The organism is Streptomyces sp. NPDC001443, assembly GCF_053597355.1.
Map to the genome: position 1 here is coordinate 1 of NZ_JBSFIA010000055.1, position 17,271 is coordinate 17,271.

The 17,271-nt window shown below is 71.4% G+C and carries 11 protein-coding genes; 6 read left to right on the forward strand and 5 right to left on the reverse strand.

The window, feature by feature from the left end; all coding sequences use genetic code 11:
• The first annotated feature begins 524 nt into the window (after nucleotides 1-524).
• Both ACWC24_RS37545 and ACWC24_RS37550 read left to right on the forward strand, forming a co-directional pair.
• Entirely contained in the window at nucleotides 525-1,772 is a 1,248-nt protein-coding gene (locus ACWC24_RS37545) for a cytochrome P450 family protein (RefSeq protein ID WP_450667394.1), read from the forward strand.
• A 199-nt stretch (nucleotides 1,773-1,971) separates the two neighbouring features.
• Nucleotides 1,972-2,970 carry a phosphotransferase family protein gene (locus tag ACWC24_RS37550; protein WP_450667395.1) on the forward strand — a complete coding sequence of 333 codons (999 nt, stop codon included), beginning with the start codon at nucleotides 1,972-1,974 and terminating at the stop codon, nucleotides 2,968-2,970.
• Between the two features lie 14 nt (nucleotides 2,971-2,984).
• Here the strand turns inward: ACWC24_RS37550 and ACWC24_RS37555 are convergent, their stop codons facing one another.
• The 4 genes from ACWC24_RS37555 to ACWC24_RS37570 all read right to left on the reverse strand — a co-directional run bounded on the left by ACWC24_RS37555 (nucleotide 2,985) and on the right by ACWC24_RS37570 (nucleotide 9,163).
• Entirely contained in the window at nucleotides 2,985-3,788 is an 804-nt protein-coding gene (locus ACWC24_RS37555) for a hypothetical protein (RefSeq protein WP_450667396.1), read from the reverse strand.
• A 199-nt stretch (nucleotides 3,789-3,987) separates the two neighbouring features.
• The gene (locus tag ACWC24_RS37560) at nucleotides 3,988-7,680 is read right to left on the reverse strand and encodes an nSTAND1 domain-containing NTPase (protein ID WP_450667397.1); all 3,693 of its coding nucleotides are present in this window, start codon (nucleotides 7,678-7,680) and stop codon (nucleotides 3,988-3,990) included.
• Nucleotides 7,677-8,282: a hypothetical protein gene (locus tag ACWC24_RS37565; protein ID WP_450667398.1), complete on the reverse strand. Its 606-nt coding sequence runs from the start codon at nucleotides 8,280-8,282 to the stop codon at nucleotides 7,677-7,679. Before ACWC24_RS37565 ends, ACWC24_RS37560 begins: the two co-directional genes overlap by 4 nt.
• 437 nt (nucleotides 8,283-8,719) lie before the next feature.
• The gene (locus ACWC24_RS37570; RefSeq protein ID WP_450667399.1) at nucleotides 8,720-9,163 is read right to left on the reverse strand and encodes a hypothetical protein; all 444 of its coding nucleotides are present in this window, start codon (nucleotides 9,161-9,163) and stop codon (nucleotides 8,720-8,722) included.
• A 238-nt stretch (nucleotides 9,164-9,401) separates the two neighbouring features.
• Here ACWC24_RS37570 and ACWC24_RS37575 point away from each other — a divergent pair, with 238 nt between their 5' ends.
• A complete protein-coding gene (locus tag ACWC24_RS37575) occupies nucleotides 9,402-9,830 on the forward strand; it encodes a VOC family protein (RefSeq protein ID WP_450667400.1) in 429 nt (142 codons plus the stop codon).
• A 312-nt stretch (nucleotides 9,831-10,142) separates the two neighbouring features.
• Nucleotides 10,143-11,288: a hypothetical protein gene (locus tag ACWC24_RS37580; RefSeq protein ID WP_450667401.1), complete on the forward strand. Its 1,146-nt coding sequence runs from the start codon at nucleotides 10,143-10,145 to the stop codon at nucleotides 11,286-11,288.
• Nucleotides 11,289-11,315: 27 nt separating this feature from the next.
• Here ACWC24_RS37580 and ACWC24_RS37585 read toward each other — a convergent pair whose 3' ends face one another.
• A complete protein-coding gene (locus ACWC24_RS37585; protein ID WP_450667402.1) occupies nucleotides 11,316-11,765 on the reverse strand; it encodes a hypothetical protein in 450 nt (149 codons plus the stop codon).
• 441 nt (nucleotides 11,766-12,206) lie between these two features.
• Here ACWC24_RS37585 and adhE point away from each other — a divergent pair, with 441 nt between their 5' ends.
• Together adhE and pflB are read left to right on the forward strand one after the other, a co-directional pair.
• Nucleotides 12,207-14,912 carry a bifunctional acetaldehyde-CoA/alcohol dehydrogenase gene (adhE, locus tag ACWC24_RS37590; protein ID WP_450667403.1) on the forward strand — a complete coding sequence of 902 codons (2,706 nt, stop codon included), beginning with the start codon at nucleotides 12,207-12,209 and terminating at the stop codon, nucleotides 14,910-14,912.
• A 54-nt stretch (nucleotides 14,913-14,966) separates the two neighbouring features.
• On the forward strand, nucleotides 14,967-17,231 hold the full coding sequence (gene pflB, locus ACWC24_RS37595; protein ID WP_450667404.1) for a formate C-acetyltransferase: 2,265 nt from the start codon (nucleotides 14,967-14,969) through the stop codon (nucleotides 17,229-17,231).
• Nucleotides 17,232-17,271: the final 40 nt, after the last annotated feature.

Sequence of the window (17,271 nt, forward strand, 5' to 3'; positions counted from 1 at the left end):
GGCGGCGACGACGGCGGTCACGGTGAGGGCCTTCTTCGGGCTGGCGATGCGGCGGATGGCGGCGAGGGACACGGAGTACCACTTTCTTCGGGGACGGGGAGGTCGCTCGCTCGCCGGGGGACCGTGTGTTCCGGTCCTGGCGTGCGTCGGCACCGTGACCCTGGGGGGTCGTGGTGCCTGGCGACGTCCTCAAGACAAGCAGGCCCGAGAAGCGTCCGCAATGACCCCTTTTACTAGTTGTGGCCGCATTGGGGTGTTTGCCGGTTGGTGTGAGATGGCTCTCAATCCGCAGGTCAAAGCATGTGTGCGCGCCTAAACATGTCCCTTTTTGTCCACTATCGTGGGTAGTGGGTGACGTGGGTCATGTGGGGCGCTTCACCGGTTCCGCGACACTGCGCGTACGCGGGCTCACGATGCGGGTGGGGGGAATGTGACCGCGGTCTCGCCGGAATGGGTTTGTACAACCGCCCATCGGCACCGCACTGTTGGCGCCGGTATTCGTTCATACGGTCAGGAGTCCCGGCTTGTCCTCCCGCATCCCCGCTCCCGCTCACGTCGTCGACCCCGCGGGCGGCTGCCCGCACGCCCTGAACGCCGAGCTGCGGGCCCGGGGGCCCGTCGCGGACGTCGTCCTGCCCGGCGGGGTGCCCGCGGCGGTCGTCGTGGGGCACGACGCGCTCAAGGAGTTCCTCTCCCACCCCGACGTGGCCAAGGACGCCCGCCACTGCCCGGCGCTGAACGACGGCACGATCCCCGCGGACTGGCCGTTGCGGGTCTTCGCCGACGCCCAGGGCATGCACACGGCCGACGGCGCCGACCACCGCCGACTGCGCTCGCTCGTCGGCAACGCGTTCACCGTCCGCCAGGTGGAGCGGCTGCGACCGCGCATCGAGGAGCTCACCACCGGCCTCCTCGACGACCTCGGCCGGGCCGCCGCCGAGGCCCCGGAGGGCGTCGCGGACCTGCGTACGCACTTCGCGCTGCCGCTCCCGCTGAGCGTCATCTGCGAGCTGCTCGGCGTGGACGCCGAGTACCGCGCCCGGCTGCACGAACTCACCTACACCGTGATCATCGCCACCGACACCACCCCGGCGGAGGTGATGGCCGCCGTACGCGAGCTCGTCGAACTGCTCGGCACGATCGCGGCCGCCCGCAGGGCCGCCTCCGGCGACGACCTGACCAGCGCCCTGATAGCCGCACGCGAGGACGGCGGCGACCGGCTCAGCGAGGCCGAGCTCATCGGCACGATGCGCCTGATGCTGGTCGCCGGCCACGAGACCACCCTCAACCTGATCAGCAACGCCGTACGGGCGCTGTGCACGCACCGGGACCAGCTGGCGTTGGTCCTGGAGGGCAGGGTCACCTGGTCGGACGTGGTGGACGAGACGCTGCGCTGGGACGGTCCGGTCAGTTGGTTCCCCTTCCGCTACCCCACCCGCGACCTGGCCCTCGGCGGCACCGTCATCCCGCAGGGGACGCCGGTCCTCGCCGGTTACACCGCCGCCGGGCGGGACGAGGCGTTCCACGGCCCGGACGCCGACCGCTTCGACGTCACCCGGCCCGGCGCGGCCCGGCACCTCTCCTTCGGCCAGGGCATGCACTACTGCATGGGCGCCCCGCTCGCCCGCCTCGAGGCCACGATCGCCCTGGAGCGGCTCTTCACCCGCTTCCCGGACCTCGACCTCGCCGTCCCCGAAGCCGAACTGCCCCACCAGCGAAGCTTCATCGGCAACAGCGTCCAAGTGCTCCCGGTCCGTCCGGTCCGGCGCTGACGCTCGTCTCCCGCCCGCCCGACGAACAGCGGCAAGCCGATGCGGAGGGCGGTGGGACGCACGTACGCTGTGCCGGGCCCGCGTCGGACTCCGGAGGGTCGGTGCCCGGGGCACGGCCAGGCACACTGATCGCGGACGGCCGGGACGTCAAGGGCGTGTACGCGGCCGGGTGACCGACGGGGAGAGGCGGGCGAACGCGGTGGACTCCTGGAAACGGGCGCGCGACATCCTGGAGGGTGCGGGGATCCCGCCCGAACGCCTGGCCCGTGTGCGTCCGCTGAGCGGCGGCACGTACAACACCGTCGAGGAACTCGTGCTCACCGACGGCGGCCGCTGCGTACTGAAGACCGCGCCGGACGCCCCGGGGCTGCGCTACGAGAGCCGACTCCTCGTCTCCGAGGCGGAGTTCTACCGTCGCGCCGAAGAGGCGGGGGTGCCGGCGCCCCGCCTCCTCGCGCTCGACGACGACAACACCACGCTGTTGATGACGGCGTGCCCCGGCACCCCCTGGGACAGCTCGCTCACCGACGCCGAACAGGCTTGTTTGCGAAACGAGTTGGGTCGTCAGGTCGCCGCCCTGCACCGGGTCACCGGACCGGCCTTCGGATACCCGTCCGGCGCACTCGGCCCGCTCACGGCCGACTGGCGGACCGCCTTCACCGGAATGCTCGACGCGGTCCTCGACGACGCGCGCCGCTTCGAGGCCCGGCTGCCCCGGCCGGCCGCCGAGATCGACCGTGGGCTCCGGGCCGCGTACGACGCGCTCGACGAGGTCATCGTTCCCGCCCTCGTCCACTTCGACCTGTGGCGAGGCAACGTCCTCGTGGAGCGCCCGGCCGAGCCGGTACTCCCGGCCGGCTCGGAGCCCTCGGCCGAACCGGTGCGCATCGGCGGACTCATCGACGGCGAGCGCATGCTCTGGGGCGACCCCCTGGCCGATTTCGTCTCCTTGGCCCTCCTGGGGAACATAAGGAAGGACGAGGCCTTTCTGGCCGGCTACCGGAAGGCCGGCGGCCGAGCCGGGTTCGACACCCCGGCCCTTCTCCGTCTCGCCCTCTACCGGGCGTACCTCTACCTGATCATGCTGGTCGAGACGGTCCCACGGAAGATGGGAACGGACGCCCTCCGGTGGAGGGAGGAGGCGGTCGCCCCACAACTCGTCGCAGCCCTGGACGAGATCAGGGAAGCGACCTCCTGACCCCCGGGCCGCTGTCAGTCGCCTCCGGCCCGGGGCTTCGAGTCGGCCACAACTGCCGGCGAGGGCGGTTCGGACGGCTTCGACGAACTGATGGACACCCGGCGGGATGTGTCCGGGCTCTGGCCGGCCAGAGCCCGGGCGACGGCGGCACGGCAGTTGCGGGTGAACCGGGGCCAGGGGCGGGACGGTTCCTGCGGCCAGAGGGCTGCGTGGGCGGCGAGCACGGCCCACAGCCCTATCCAGACCGTGGTCCACCAGCCCGGGTCGCGGTCGGGCAGTCCAGGCACGGCGTGGCGCGTGACCATCGCGTGCAACGACATGCCGAACGCGGTGACGAAGGCGGCTGTCAGCGCGGGGACGCGGTAGGAGCCGAACCACTTGCGCAGGGGCGGACGACGTGACCGAAGGACCTTCCGGAACCGCTGGAAGCGAGGGTCGGTGAGCAGTTCGTGCACCGTGGCGCCCTTGTGCAGACGCAGGAGTGTCACGAGCGCGGCGAGGACCGGGTCCGTGTGCCTGCCGAGCCGTCCGAGCGGCACGGTGATCCGACCGTCGCGGTCGATCTCGGCGTCCTCGGCCAGGATCAGCAGGCACACGGCCACCTCTGCCGCGTACCGTTCCTGCTGCGGTGGCGCGGTGTCCCACGAGCCGCCGAGCCACCATGCCGCCCGGATCGGGTCCGCATCCGCTGCCCGGATGTCGCTGAGGAACTTCCGTTCGTCCCGTGTACGCCGCCACCAGCCCGCGTAGAGCCCTGCGTTGACCGCGGTGAATCCCAGCATCCAGCCGACGGTGATCCACGCCATCTCGCCGTTCATGACGTGGCCTCCGCCGTCCCGCTCATCGCACACGACACCGGGTGACCCCTCTCGCAGTCCCCTGATCCACCCCGGCCGGACGCCAACAGCCTCCCACGGCCTTGTACTTGGCGGAATCACCTACGGCGTCAAGCGCACCGCACGACGACCGGTTCACGTTCGCGGCTGCCGACGGGACGGGTCCGGATCGTCGTCGACGTCAACTTTTGGGACAGACGTCCATCGGGTACGTGCCGTCCGCGTAGCCGGTGATCACGCTCTGCTCCTGGTCGTCGCCGCGCAGTTCGGCGGTGAGGGCGCAGGCTCTCCATGTCCATGCCTCCGGGGCGAACGGCCAGGTCACGGCGTAGTGACCGTTCGCGGCCGTGAGTTCAAGACCGTCGGGGGAGGCGGACAGGGCGGTCACCTCGTCGTCCTCGGCGTAGCGCAGCGGAGGCCCCATGCCGTGGCCGGTGGCAGAACGGGTGTCCCACAGCCGTACCGTGCCGTCCTCCGCGGCGGAGGCCAGCAGGTGTCCGCCGGACCAGGCCAGCGCCCGCACGGTGTCGCCGTGACCTGTCAACGTGCCGACGCGGCGGGCGGAGCGCACGTCCCACAGGGCGACGGTGCGGTCGTCGCTGCCCGTCGCCAGGGTGCCGCCGTCGGGCGAGAAGGCGAGCGCCGCCACGAAGAGGCGATGGCCCCGCAGCAGGACGGGAGCCCGGGTGGCGATGCCACGCGGCCACAGCAGCACCCGTGCCACGGTGGGCGCTCCGACGGAGAGGGCGATCTCTCCGTGCGGTCCGAGAGCCAGCGCGTGGATGCCTCCTCCGGTGGATCCGGGCAGCCGCACCGTGGAGCCGTCCGGGCGGTGGATGAGCACCTGGTCGTCCCAGGCGGCGGCGACGGTGCCGTCCGGTGCCGAGCGCACGTCCTTGACCGGGGAGGACGGGCGCACCGCCAACGGCTTGTGCGTGAACGTGGTCAGGTCCACGCCGTGCAGGACGCCGTCGGCGGTGCCGGCCACCAGCGACGCACGCCCCGTCCAGGCCAGACCGGTGACCGGGGCGCGGGACAGACTCATCCGGGCGCCTGAGTACGGTCCGGACCCGGCGAAGCGAACGGTCCCGGTGCTGTCGCCCAGGGCGAGGGTGCCCGCGGGACCGTAGGAGACCGCTGTCGCCTTGCCTCCCACCGAAGCGGCCCGCGCGACCGCGGCCGGCGAGCGGCGGCCGCCGAGATCCCAGACGACCAGTCTGCGCTCCCGTGTGAGCGCGCTGAGCAGTGTGCCGTCCGTGGCGAGCGCGACGACCGCGTCGGCCGGCGGGCCGACGAGCGCCTCACCGGTGGGGCGCGGCACCCCGGGACCGGTCCAGACCCGGACCCGGCCCGTGCTGTCCCCCGTGAACACCGTCTGGCGCGCCGCGACCACGGCGGTGGTCCGTGGAGCGGCACCGGTACGAGGCGGCGCACCCGGCCGGTCCCACAGGTGCAACTGCACACCGTCCACGACCGCCAGACCTCCGCCCGCCACCGCGGTGTCCGCCACGGCGCCCGCCCCCGGAGCGTTGACCATGGTGTCGGACACCACCCCGGCCCGCGCCGGGTCGGTGGAGATCTCCTGTACGTGCCCGGCCGAGGTGGTGACCGCCGCGAGGCTGCCCGGACGATGCACCGCGATCGCCGTCACCGCACCCGCGAGCCGCACGCTCCTCAGCGGGCTCACCCGTCCGTCGCGCACCAGCCATCGCGCCACCACTCCGTCCACCCCGCCCGCCAGCACGACACCCCGCCGGGCGTCGAGCGCGACAGCCGCGATCCGCACCCCACCGGGCGCCCGAAGCCGCGCCGTCACGCCGGCCCCCACCGTGGTCGGCTGCACCACCACCCCGCCGGTCTCGTCGCCGGAGACCAGCAGACCGTCCGCCACCGCGACCGCCGACACCGCGTCGCCGTTGCGTTCCCCGAAGACCCCCCGCTCCGCGCCGCTCACCGGGTCCACGCGCCGGAGCGATCCGTCCGAACAACCGAGCACCAGCACTCCGCCGGCCGCCGGCAGGGCCGTCAGCGTGTTGGGCCGCGCGGCCCCGAAACGCGGTCGGTGGACGGCGAGCTGGCCGCCCTGGCGGCCGAGCACGTCCACCAGAGCGGACCGGGTGGCCGCCGCGTCATTCGTGTGCACCGCCGCCGCAGCCAGCAGCTCGGCCACATCACGACGTTCGCCCATCGCCGACCTGGCCTGCGCGGACAGCCGCAGAGCCTCCGTCACCGTCCGGGCCCGGGCCGTACGCTGCTGCACCCAGAACGCCGAAGCGGCGACGGCCAGCGCGAGCACGAGGCAGATCCCCGTCACCACCCAGCGGCGCTGGAGCACCCTGGCCCGCTCCCGGTCCCGCCGCACCCGCGCCCGCGCCCGCCGCGACGCCTCGACGTAGGCGACCTCCCGCTCATTGAGCGGCCAGCGCGCCGGATCGAGCCGCTCCCACAGCAGCAGCCGGCCGGTCGGCAGCAGAAATCCCTCGTCCCGCCCGTGCTCCAGCCACTGAGCCGTGCCGGCGGCTATGTCGTCCTGGACCTGCTTGGCCCGCGGTTCGTCCGCCAGCCACTGGCGCAGCGCCGGCCACTTCTCCAGCAGCACCTCGTGCGCCACCTCGACGGTCGCCTCCCCGTCCACCAGGTTCCGCCCCACCAGCAGCAGCCGTTCCCGGACGAAGCTGTCCACGACGGCCAGCACCGCCTGCTCGCTGTCGACGTCCGTGACGAGGTCCCGCGCGAACGCCACCCGCCGCGTGGCCCGCTCGCCGCCGCCGACATGGGCGAGCCGGACCAGCACCCGCCGGGCGACCGCCTGCCCGGGTGCGTCGAGCGCGTCCCAGGCCCGCTGCGCCCCCCGCTCCAGCGCTGCGGCCACCCCGCCGGTCGCCTCGTAGGCGGCCAGCGTCAGCTCTCGCGCGTCGTCCCGCTCCCACACCTGTTCCAGGGCGTACGCGATCAGCGGCAGGCTGCCGGGACCGGCTGCCGCGTCCGCGACGATCCGGTCCGTCAGCTCTTCCTGTACGTCGAGGCCCGCGGCCTCGGCCGGGCCGCGGACCGCGTCGCGCAGGCCCTCGCGGGTGAGCGGCGGCAGCCAGAACTGGTGCCCGCTCACCTCCGCGGCCAGGTCCGCGTCCGCTTCCAGCCGCTGGTACAGGTCGGTCCGCAGGGCCACCAGCACATGGACGCTTCCCGCGCCGTGCTCCCGTACCGACAGCACGGCCCCTGCCACGCAGCGCAGCGTGGCAGGGGGCTGCGCGGGCGACAGGTAGGACTCGAACTGGTCGAGCAGCCACACCACGCGCTCGCCCGTAGACGTCGCCAGACGAGCCGACAGCCGTCCGAACAGCGCGGGGTCCGCCCGCAGGGCGTGCGGTCCGGGAAGCGGTCCGTACGCCACCCCCGCGTCCTCGAAAGCCGCGCGCAGAGCCGCGCACAACTGCTCCACGGGCAGCGGGCCGCCGCCCAGCAGCCGCACCGCCCATCGCCCGCTCCCGGGCAGCCCGCCCTGCCGCAGGGCGTGCGCGACCCCCGCGGCGAGCAGCGACGACTTGCCGGAACCGGAGGAGCCGACCACGGCACTCACCGGATGAGCCGCCAGCAGACTCAGCACCTGCTCCGTCTCCCGCTCCCGGCCGTGGAACAGGTGCGCCCGGTCCTCGTCGAACGGGCGCAGTCCGGGGTACGGCCGCAGCCCGCCGGGCCGAGGTCGCCGCGACCGTGCGGGGGTTTCGACGACGTACTGGTGGAACGTCTCGATCCGGACGTCCCGACCCGCCGCCACGCCCCCGGGAGCGCTGATGTTCACCTGTCCGCCGCCGGTGGCGACGGGCCCGGACCCATGGATCCCGCCGGGTGCGGCGGGGGTGGAGTCGGTCATGAGGGAGAGGGCGACCCGTCGGCGGACGACGAGGAAGCACCGCCCCGGGCGACGATCGTGTACGTGCGCTGCGACAGATAGCCGTTGATGCCGTGGTTGGAGCTGGCGTAGCCGTCGAGCGTGCACTGGCCGCCGGAGCGCGGATCCCTGGCGACCACGCTGACCGAGACGAGCGTCTGCGGAGCCGCGAGGGTGACCGATGTGCGGTCGCTGCTGCCGTCGCCGAACCCGCAGGCACCGGCGGTGGTCATCTCCACGAAGCCGTTGAACGGCTGGGAACCCGCGATGCGCACGCGTACGACGGTGACGCCCGGGTAGGACAGACGGACCGGCGGATCGGCCCACGACGCGGTCACCCACTGCGGCCCGACCCGGAATTCCCGGCGCACGGCCCGAGCGGGCGCCCAGGCGGAGTCGCCCGGCTGGGAGGCGATCACGGTGCAACTGCCCGTCGTACCGTTCAGGACGACCTGACCGCCCTCGGTGTGGCAGTTCTCCTGCGGTTCGTAGGCGTACGAGACCGGCAGCCCCGAGGTGGCACAGGCGCGCAGCGGAGCACGCGTGTCGGGGTAGGTGTGATCGGTACCGGGAGAAGGGAACACCAGGACCTGTCGCCCGCGCCCGTCCGCGGCCGTCCCGGAAGGCGCCCGGACCCCGCAGACGATCCGTACGTCCTCGGCCGGACGGGACCGGGTGGGGGAGGGGGAGTCACCGGCCGTGCGCGAGGGCGTCGCCCCGAGGCCGGGATCACCGCGCCCGCTCGCGTCACCGCCGGCCGTCGGCTCCGAGGCGGCCGGGGACGATCGCCCGGAGGCGGCCGGGGACGATCGCCCGGAGGCGGCCGGTTCGGAGGAACCCCTCGAACCAGTGTGTCCTGTCGCGGTGGAGGAGGCTTCGGCGGTCCACGGCGACAGGGCGTCGCTCCGGGCCTTGCCCTCCTTGTCCCCCGGCCCGCTGCACCCGGCCGATAGCAAGGCCACGCACACGGCGACCGCCGCCGCGGCCGCCCCGCGGCGACCGGACGTCCTTCCGACTCGCATCACTCGGCCGATCGCGTCCGCTCGGTGTACGTACCCTCGATCCGGGCGTCCCGCCCCGCGGCGATGGACCCGCCGCTGATCTCCACCCGCGCACCGTCCAGCGCGACGGCTCCGGTGTTCTCCAGGCGCACGCTGTTCGCCCCGCCGCCCGCGTGCTCGGCCTCGCGCGCCAGCGTCGCGAGTGCGGCGGCGAAGTGCGGGTCGGCGTCGACCAGTTCCTGGAGATGGTCCGCGACAGCGCCGCGACGGTTGACGTTGCCGGGCTGCTCCCGTAACCGGCGCAGCGCTCCCTCGGCCACCGGATCCCCGCGGAACCGGGCCGTGACCGTGTCCCAGAGCCGCCGCAGCCGCTCGGTGACCGCGGTGTCGAGCATGCCCCCCGCCAGACCCTCGGCGTAGCGGGCGATCAGCGCGACCACGGCGCCCACTGCAAGCTGATCCATCTGTTCCCGTTCCCGTTCCCGTCGGTGACGCCAACTGCTCCTGCCGACAAGGAAAGTGTCCATGCCCGCGGGTTCGGCGGCGGTGCCATCGGGCAAGCCCGGCCTCAAGTACTGCCTTCGACGGAGGCCTCCGTCCACGCCTGCCGTAGCCCGGACGCGCAACGGGCGTCTGCTGCTTCGTCAACATGCCTTTGCCCACACGGGAGATGAGGATCCGGACCCCTGCTATGGTGCGCCGATGTCATCGATCAAGCAGTTCCAGGTCACCTTCGACTGCGCCGAACCCGAGCGCCTCGCCCGCTTCTGGTGCGAGGTGCTGGGATACGTCGTGCCACCGCCGCCGAAGGGATTCGCCACCTGGGAGGAATTCAAGAGCTCCCAGTCCCCGGAGGACCGGGATTCATGGTTCGCCTGCGTCGATCCCTCGGGTGTCGGCCCGCGGCTGTACTTCCAGCGTGTCCCGGAAGGCAAGGCCGTCAAGAACCGGGTGCATCTCGACGTGCGGGTCGGTACCGGACTCGTGGGCGAGGAACGTCTCGCCGTGCTCGAGGCCGAATGCGCACGGCTGATCCCGCTGGGCGCGGTACACGTGCGAACGCTGTACGACGGCAACGATTCGTGCATCCCGATGCTGGACATCGAGGGCAACGAGTTCTGCATCGACTGAGCGTCCTGCAGCCCCCTGTGGGCCGACGAGGTGCGGAGCCGTTGCCCTCGAGTCCTTGTTGAAGGCGGTCTCGTGCGGGGCGGACGGGGCCGGGACGAAGTTCCGTCCGTCACGAGTACGCGACCTGCACCGGCCGTCCCCGGGCGTCGCGCCGGGCCGGGCCGGGCCGTGACCAGGCCGCTGAGCCACCGCTCGGGCACATGGCAGGATTCCGCCATGCGCTGCGATGTCTGTGACCACGAGATGACGAGGTGGGGGCACGCACCGTCGCGATGGTGTCGCGAGCGCTGGGTCTGCACCTGGTGCTACGCGGTGACCAGGTTCGGGACTCCGGACCACGAGGTCAGCCGCCCCGGGCACTGCCCCTGGGACATCCGGTGGGAGGCCGCGTGGACGGACATGATGCCGGACGCCCACCGCCACGCCTACGGCTACTTCCGCCGGACGCTCTGCGGGATCGAGAAGCCGGACATGACCGGCTCCCAGTTCGGCGGGTGGGGCGGCTACCCCGATGAATGCCCCGACTGCAAGGTCGCGGCCCTCGCCATCGACGCGCGGTGGCCGGAGGAGCGACGTGACGGCTTCCGGGTGAGCGTCCCGGCCGTACCCCGGCCCCGTCCCGAGGACCAGCCCGGATACGTCCGGCCGGCGGACGAACTCGGTCGGCCGGACATCCGGCTGCCGCGGACCCCGGCGCGCTCGACGCCCCGTGTCCTTGCGGCCGGTCCCCCCGCGCACGCGTACCCCGAGGACGGATTCCGCCGGATCGGCGACGGTCCCGCGGCGGTGCGCCTTCCGGCGTTCTGGGCCGGGCACGGCATCGGGCCCTACCGGCCGTACGACGGGCAGGGGCGCGCCTTCGCGTGGTTCCGGGCCTATCCGCTGGACACGGTTCCGCCGCTGGACGAGGAGTCCTTCGTCGGCGACTTCGCCTGGTTCGGCGACATCGGCGATCCGCTCGAACACCGTACGGCCGTCACGGATGCGATCGAGGCCGAGCTGGCGAGAGATGGTCTCGCACTCCCCGCCGACTTCACGGCGCTGATCACCCGGGCCAACCTGCACCGCTGCCTCGACCGTGAGGGCGACGGTGCCTGGACCGACGTGTCCGGCCCGCTGCCCAGCCCGGTCGACCCGGCCGACCGCATGGTGCTCTTCTTCCGCGATCAGCAGAGCTGCATCATGTGGTACCTCTACCTGCACCACGGCGGGCAGTCCGCCGTCGTCTGCTCGGACCGGGATTTCACCGAGAAGCCGGAGACCAGGTACGGACCCGACGGCAAGATCGTCCTGAGGCGACCGAGCCGCGAGATCTTCTGGACCGCGCCGAGCGTGGAGAGCTTCGCCTACCGGTTCCTGGTCGAGGCCAGACTCTCGTCCGCCGTCCACGACAAGATGCGCGCCGGCGATCTCGACCCGGACCTCCTCGCCTACCTCGCGCACTACGTACCCGAGTGATCGAACCGGCCGGCCGACGCACCGGTCTCAGCGCGTCCACTGCCCGGAACCGGGCCCGGTGCGCACACGGTCCGCGGGTTTCGGGGCGGCCCGGTGCGTCGACCGCTCGCCCAGCCAGGCGAGGGAGGCCAGGACGAACAACCCCTCGACCAGCAGGGACAGGGGGCCGTACGGCGCTTCCCAGCCGGGTTCGTAGTAGCCGCCGGGCAGGCCGACGGTGCGCGACAGCAGGAAGCCGGCGATCATGCCGAGGCTGACGATCGCCCCGGCCAGCCAGGCCCCCAAGAGGTGCTTCGAGGTCACCAGTGCCGCCGCCACGAGCAGCATGACGGCACTGCCCACGGCGAACAGGACGCCGATGTAGAACTTCTCCTCGAGGTGATCAGGGACGAGGAGACCGTGCAGCACCGCATTGCCCGAGGCGCAGCAGACTCCCAGTCCTCGAAGGGTGACATCGGTGACAGAGGCCGAGATCATGATGGCTCCCGTCGTTCCCGCCTGAGGTGTCGCCTCCTGTGAGGTGATACGGGAACCGCGCGCGAAGGGATTGCGCCGCGGGATCCACCACGGCTGTGGCGCGGATCCCTCCGACGCCCGCCGCACCAGGTGCCGCGCAAGAGCCTCCGGGCGAGGTCTCGTCCGGAGGGCTTCCGCCCAGGCCCGCGTGCGCCTGCGGTACCCGGCGCGCGGGGACGTCAAGCCCCGGACCGGCGAGTCGGGGCCGGTCGGCCCCTCCCGCCCGGTCCGAGCGGTCCCTCGCACCCGGTCCGAGCGGCCCCCTCCGGCCTGGTCCGGGCGGCCGGAAACAGGGGCCCACCAGCACATCTGCGCGATCCCGCGGGCAATGCCACGCTGGTAGTACACCCGAGCCGTAAGAGCCCGGCTGTTTCGGCACACCGCTGAACGAAAGGTGATCCGATGACCAGCCGCCGTAAGAAGGACGGCCAGCACAGCTCCGAGACGGGCCCGGCCGCCGAGGCCGCCGCCGCTCCAGTCGCCCAGAACAAGACGAACGAGACGAACGACGTCGACCAGGCCGTGGACGAACTCGTCGTACGCGGTCTGGAGGCGCTGCAGGAGTACGCCGACTACACCCAGGAACAGATCGACCACATAGTCAAGAAGGCCAGCCTGGCCGCACTCGCCCAGCACACGAAACTCGCGGTGATGGCGGTCGAGGAGACCGGGCGCGGTGTCTTCGAGGACAAGGCCGTCAAGAACATCTTCGCCTGCGAGAACATCACGAACTCGATGAAGGGCGTGAAGACGGTCGGAGTGATCCGCCGCGACGACATCGACGGGATCGTGGAGATCGCCGAACCCGTCGGGGTGCTCGCGGGCGTCACGCCCGTCACCAATCCCACCTCCACCACGATCTTCAAGGCGCTGATGGCCCTGAAGACCCGCAACCCGATCATCTTCGGCTTCCACCCGGCCGCCCAGAAGTGTTCCGCCGCGGCCGCCCGGATCGTCCGGGACGCGGCCGTGAAGGCGGGCGCCCCCGAACACTGCGTGCAGTGGATCGAGCAGCCCTCCAAGGAAGCCACCAGCGCCCTGATGAACCACCCCGGGGTGTCGTCGATCCTGGCCACCGGCGGCAACGCGATGGTCCGGGCCGCCTACAGCTGCGGCAAGCCGGCGCTGGGCGTCGGGGCCGGCAACGTGCCCGCGTACATCGAGAAGAGCGCGGACATCCAGCGCGCGATCAACGACGTGGTGCTGTCCAAGACGTACGACTACGGAATGGTCTGCGCCTCGGAACAGGCGGTGATCCTGGACCGGGAGATCCGCGACGAGGCGGTCGAGGAGTTCCGCAAACTCAAGGCGTACCAGACGAACGCACACGAGAAGGCGCTGCTGGAGCAGTACCTGTTCGGGGTCGCCGAGGGCGCCGGACGGGACTGCGCGGGCGCCCAGCTGAACGCCGCCATCGTCGGCCAGAGCGCGGTCGCCATCGCGAAGGGCGCGGGCTTCGAGGTGCCGGAGGACACCTCGGTGCTGCTGGCCGAGGTCTCCGAGGTCGGCATCGACGAGCCGCTGACCAGGGAGAAGCTCTGCCCGGTGCTGGCCGTCCTGACGGTCGAGAGCCGGAACGACGGGGTGCGGCTGGCCACGCAGATGGTGGAGTTCAACGGACTCGGCCACTCGGCCGCCGTGCATACCGAGGACGCGGCCTTCGCAGAGGAGTACGGACGCGCGGTGAAGGCCTGCCGGGTGATCTGGAACGCGCCCACCTCACAGGGCGGCATCGGTGACGTCTACAACGCGTTCATGCCGTCGCTGACCCTGGGCTGCGGCTCGTACGGCAGCAACTCGGTCTCCGGCAACGTCACCGCGCTCAACCTGATCCAGATCAAGCGCATCGGGCGGCGGAACAACAACATGCAGTGGTTCAAGATCCCACCGAAGATCTACTTCGAGCGCGACTGCATCAAGTACCTCGCCGATGTGCGCGGCTCGCGCAAGTTCGTCATCGTCACCGACAAGACGATGGTGGAGATCGGGCACCTGGAGCGGATCCGGAACGTCCTGGGCCGCCGCAGCGAGATCCCGGAGATCCGGGTGATCGACAACGTCGAGCCCAACCCGAGTCTGCGCACCGTGCAGCAGGGCGCCGAGATGATGCGCCACTTCGAGCCGGACACCATCATCGCGCTCGGCGGCGGCTCGCCGATGGACGCCGCCAAGGTGATGTGGCTGATGTACGAGCACCCGGAGCTCGAGTTCGCCGACCTGAAGGAGAAGTTCTTCGACATCCGCAAGCGCGCCTTCACCTTCCCCGACCTGGGGGAGAAGGCCAGGCTGGTGTGCATCCCGACCACCTCGGGCACCGGCAGCGAGGTGACCCCCTTCGCGGTGATCACCGACACCGAGACCGGCCAGAAGTACCCGCTGGCCGACTACGCGCTGACCCCGAGCGTGGCGATCTGCGACCCGGCGCTGACCATGACCATGCCCAGGGCGGTCACCGCCGACTCGGGCTTCGACGCGCTGACCCACTGCCTGGAGACCTACGTCTCGGTGTACGCCAACGACTTCACCGACGGACTGGCGCTCCAGGGCATCAGGCTGATCTTCGACAACCTGGAGAAGGCCGTCAGCGAGGGTGCGGACAACCCGGTCGCCCGGGAGAAGATGCACAACGCCGGCACCATCGCGGGCATGGCCTTCGGCTCCGCCTTCCTCGGCGTGGTCCACGCCATGGCGCACACCCTGGGCGCGACCTTCCACGTCGCCCACGGCCGCACCAACGCGCTGCTGCTGCCGCACGTGATCCGCTACAACGGCGGCAACCCCACCAAGGTCACCGGCTGGCCGAGGTACCGCAGTTACATCGCCCCCCAGCGCTACCAGGACGTCGCCCGGATGCTGGGCCTGCCCGCGGCCACCCCGGAGGAAGGAGTGGAGTCCCTCGCCCTGGCGGTGGAGGAACTGCGCGACAAGGTCGGGATCCCGCGGTCGTTCAAGGACGCCGGGGTCGACGAGGCGGCCTTCCTGGCGGCCCTGCCCGAGCAGGCGATGAACGCCTACGAGGACCAGTGCGCGCCCGCCAACCCGCGGCTGCCGATGCTGGCCGACATGCAGGAGCTGATGCGCACCGCCTTCTACGGCGATCCGGTCTGAGCCGACCGCTCAACTCCGAACCCCGAAACCGAACTTCGAAGGAGTCGTGCATCGATGACCACGCAACAGCAGCGGCCGACCCGCAGCGCCTGGGACGGCTTCCGGGGCGGCCTGTGGCGGGACGAGATCAACGTACGGGACTTCATCCAGCAGAACTACACCCCGTACGAGGGTGACAGCTCCTTCCTGGCCGGTCCCACCGAGCGCACCACGGCGGTCTGGAAGAAGATCACCGACCTTTTCCCCGAGGAGCGCGCCAAGGGCGTCTACGACGTCTCGTACGACATCCCGTCCACCATCACCGCCCACCCGCCGGGTTACATCGACAAGGACCGGGACCTGATCGTCGGGCTGCAGACCGACGCCCCGCTGAAGCGCGCGATCATGCCCTACGGCGGCTGGCGGATGGTGGCCGGGGCGCTGGAGACGTACGGCTATCCCGTCCTGCCCGAGCTGGAGCGGGTGTTCACCGAGTACCGCAAGACCCACAACGCCGGTGTGTTCGACGCGTACACCCCGGACATCCGGGCCGCCCGCAAGGCCGGCATCGTCACCGGTCTGCCCGACGCCTACGGCCGCGGCCGCATCATCGGCGACTACCGCCGCGTCGCGCTGTACGGCGTGGACCGGCTGATCAAGGCCAAAAAGGAGGAGAAGGCCGACCTCGACGCCATGCCCCGTGACGCGTCACGACTGGAGGAGGTGATCCGCGAGCGCGAGGAGATCGCCGAGCAGATCCGGGCGCTGGGCGAGCTGAAGGAGATGGCGGCCTCCTACGGGTACGACATCTCCGGACCGGCGAACAGCGGCCGGGAGGCGATCCAGTGGCTGTACTTCGCCTACCTCGCGGCGGTGAAGGAACAGAACGGCGCGGCGATGTCCCTCGGCCGCACCTCCACGTTCGTCGACGTCTATCTCCAGCGGGACGTGGACGCCGGGCTCCTGGACGAGAGCGCGGCGCAGGAACTCGTCGACGACTTCATCATCAAGCTCCGGATCGTGCGCTTCCTGCGCACCCCGGAGTACGACGAACTGTTCTCCGGCGACCCGACCTGGGTGACGGAGTCCATCGGCGGCATCGGCGCGGACGGCCGCACCCTGGTCACCCGCACCTCCTTCCGCTATCTCCAGACCCTGTACAACCTGGGTCCGGCGCCCGAGCCCAACATGACCGTGTTCTGGTCGCCGGCACTGCCGCAGGGCTTCAAGGACTTCTGCGCGCAGGTCTCCATCGACACCTCCAGCCTGCAGTACGAGTCGGACGAGCTGATGCGCCCGCGCTTCGGTGACGACACCGCCATCGCCTGCTGCGTCTCCGCGATGGAGGTCGGCAAGCAGATGCAGTTCTTCGGCGCCCGGGTCAACCTCGCCAAGACGCTGCTGTACGCCATCAACGGCGGCCGGGACGAGAAGTCCGGCGCCCAGGTCGGCCCGACCACCGGGGCGATCACCTCCGAGGTGCTGGACTACGACGAGGTGCTGGCCCGCCTCGACCAGCAGATGGAGTGGCTGGCCGAGACATACGTCCACGCCCTCAACGTCATCCACTACATGCACGACAAGTACGCCTACGAGCGGCTGGAGATGGCGCTGCACGACCGGGACATCCGGCGCACCATGGCGTGCGGCATCGCCGGGCTCTCGGTCGCCACGGACTCCCTGTCGGCGATCAAGTACGCCCGGGTGACGCCGGTGCGCGACGAGACCGGGCTGGCCGTGGACTTCCGTATCGACGGCGAGTACCCGGCGTACGGCAACAACGACGAGCGGCCCGACTCCATCGCGGTGTGGCTGGTCGAGGAGTTCATGCGCAAGGTGCGCAAGCACCCCACCTACCGGGGCTCCGAGCACACCCAGTCGGTGCTGACCATCACCTCCAACGTCGTCTACGGCAAGAAGACCGGCAACACCCCCGACGGCCGCCGCGCCGGCGAGCCGTTCTCCCCGGGCGCCAACCCGATGAACGGCCGCGACACCCACGGCTACGTCGCCAGCGCGCTGTCGGTCGCCAAACTCCCCTACGAGCAGGCCGAGGACGGGGTCTCGCTCACCAACACCATCACCCCCGACGCACTGGGACGCACTCCCGAGGACCGCGTCCGCAATCTCGCGGGTGTCCTGGACGGCTTCGTCACCTCCCAGGGCTTCCACATGAACGTCAACGTGCTCAACCGCGACACGCTGCTGGACGCGATGGAGCACCCGGAGAACTACCCACAGCTGACCGTCCGGGTCAGCGGCTACGCGGTCAACTTCGTGCGGCTGACGCGAGAGCAGCAGCTCGACGTGCTGAGCCGCACCTTCCACGGCTCGCTGTAGCCACCGTCCTCCCGGGGAGCGCGCCCAGCGCGTTCCCCGG

Excerpts from the sequence above, each read along its gene's own strand:
- ACWC24_RS37555 (WP_450667396.1), bottom strand. The coding sequence starts at position 3,788 with ATGAACGGCGAGATGGCGTGGATCACCGTCGGCTGGATGCTGGGATTC.
- ACWC24_RS37560 (WP_450667397.1), bottom strand. The coding sequence starts at position 7,680 with ATGACCGACTCCACCCCCGCCGCACCCGGCGGGATCCATGGGTCCGGG.
- ACWC24_RS37570 (WP_450667399.1), bottom strand. The coding sequence starts at position 9,163 with ATGGATCAGCTTGCAGTGGGCGCCGTGGTCGCGCTGATCGCCCGCTAC.
- ACWC24_RS37575 (WP_450667400.1), top strand. The coding sequence starts at position 9,402 with ATGTCATCGATCAAGCAGTTCCAGGTCACCTTCGACTGCGCCGAACCC.
- ACWC24_RS37585 (WP_450667402.1), bottom strand. The coding sequence starts at position 11,765 with ATGATCTCGGCCTCTGTCACCGATGTCACCCTTCGAGGACTGGGAGTC.
- adhE (WP_450667403.1), top strand. The coding sequence starts at position 12,207 with ATGACCAGCCGCCGTAAGAAGGACGGCCAGCACAGCTCCGAGACGGGC.
- pflB (WP_450667404.1), top strand. The coding sequence starts at position 14,967 with ATGACCACGCAACAGCAGCGGCCGACCCGCAGCGCCTGGGACGGCTTC.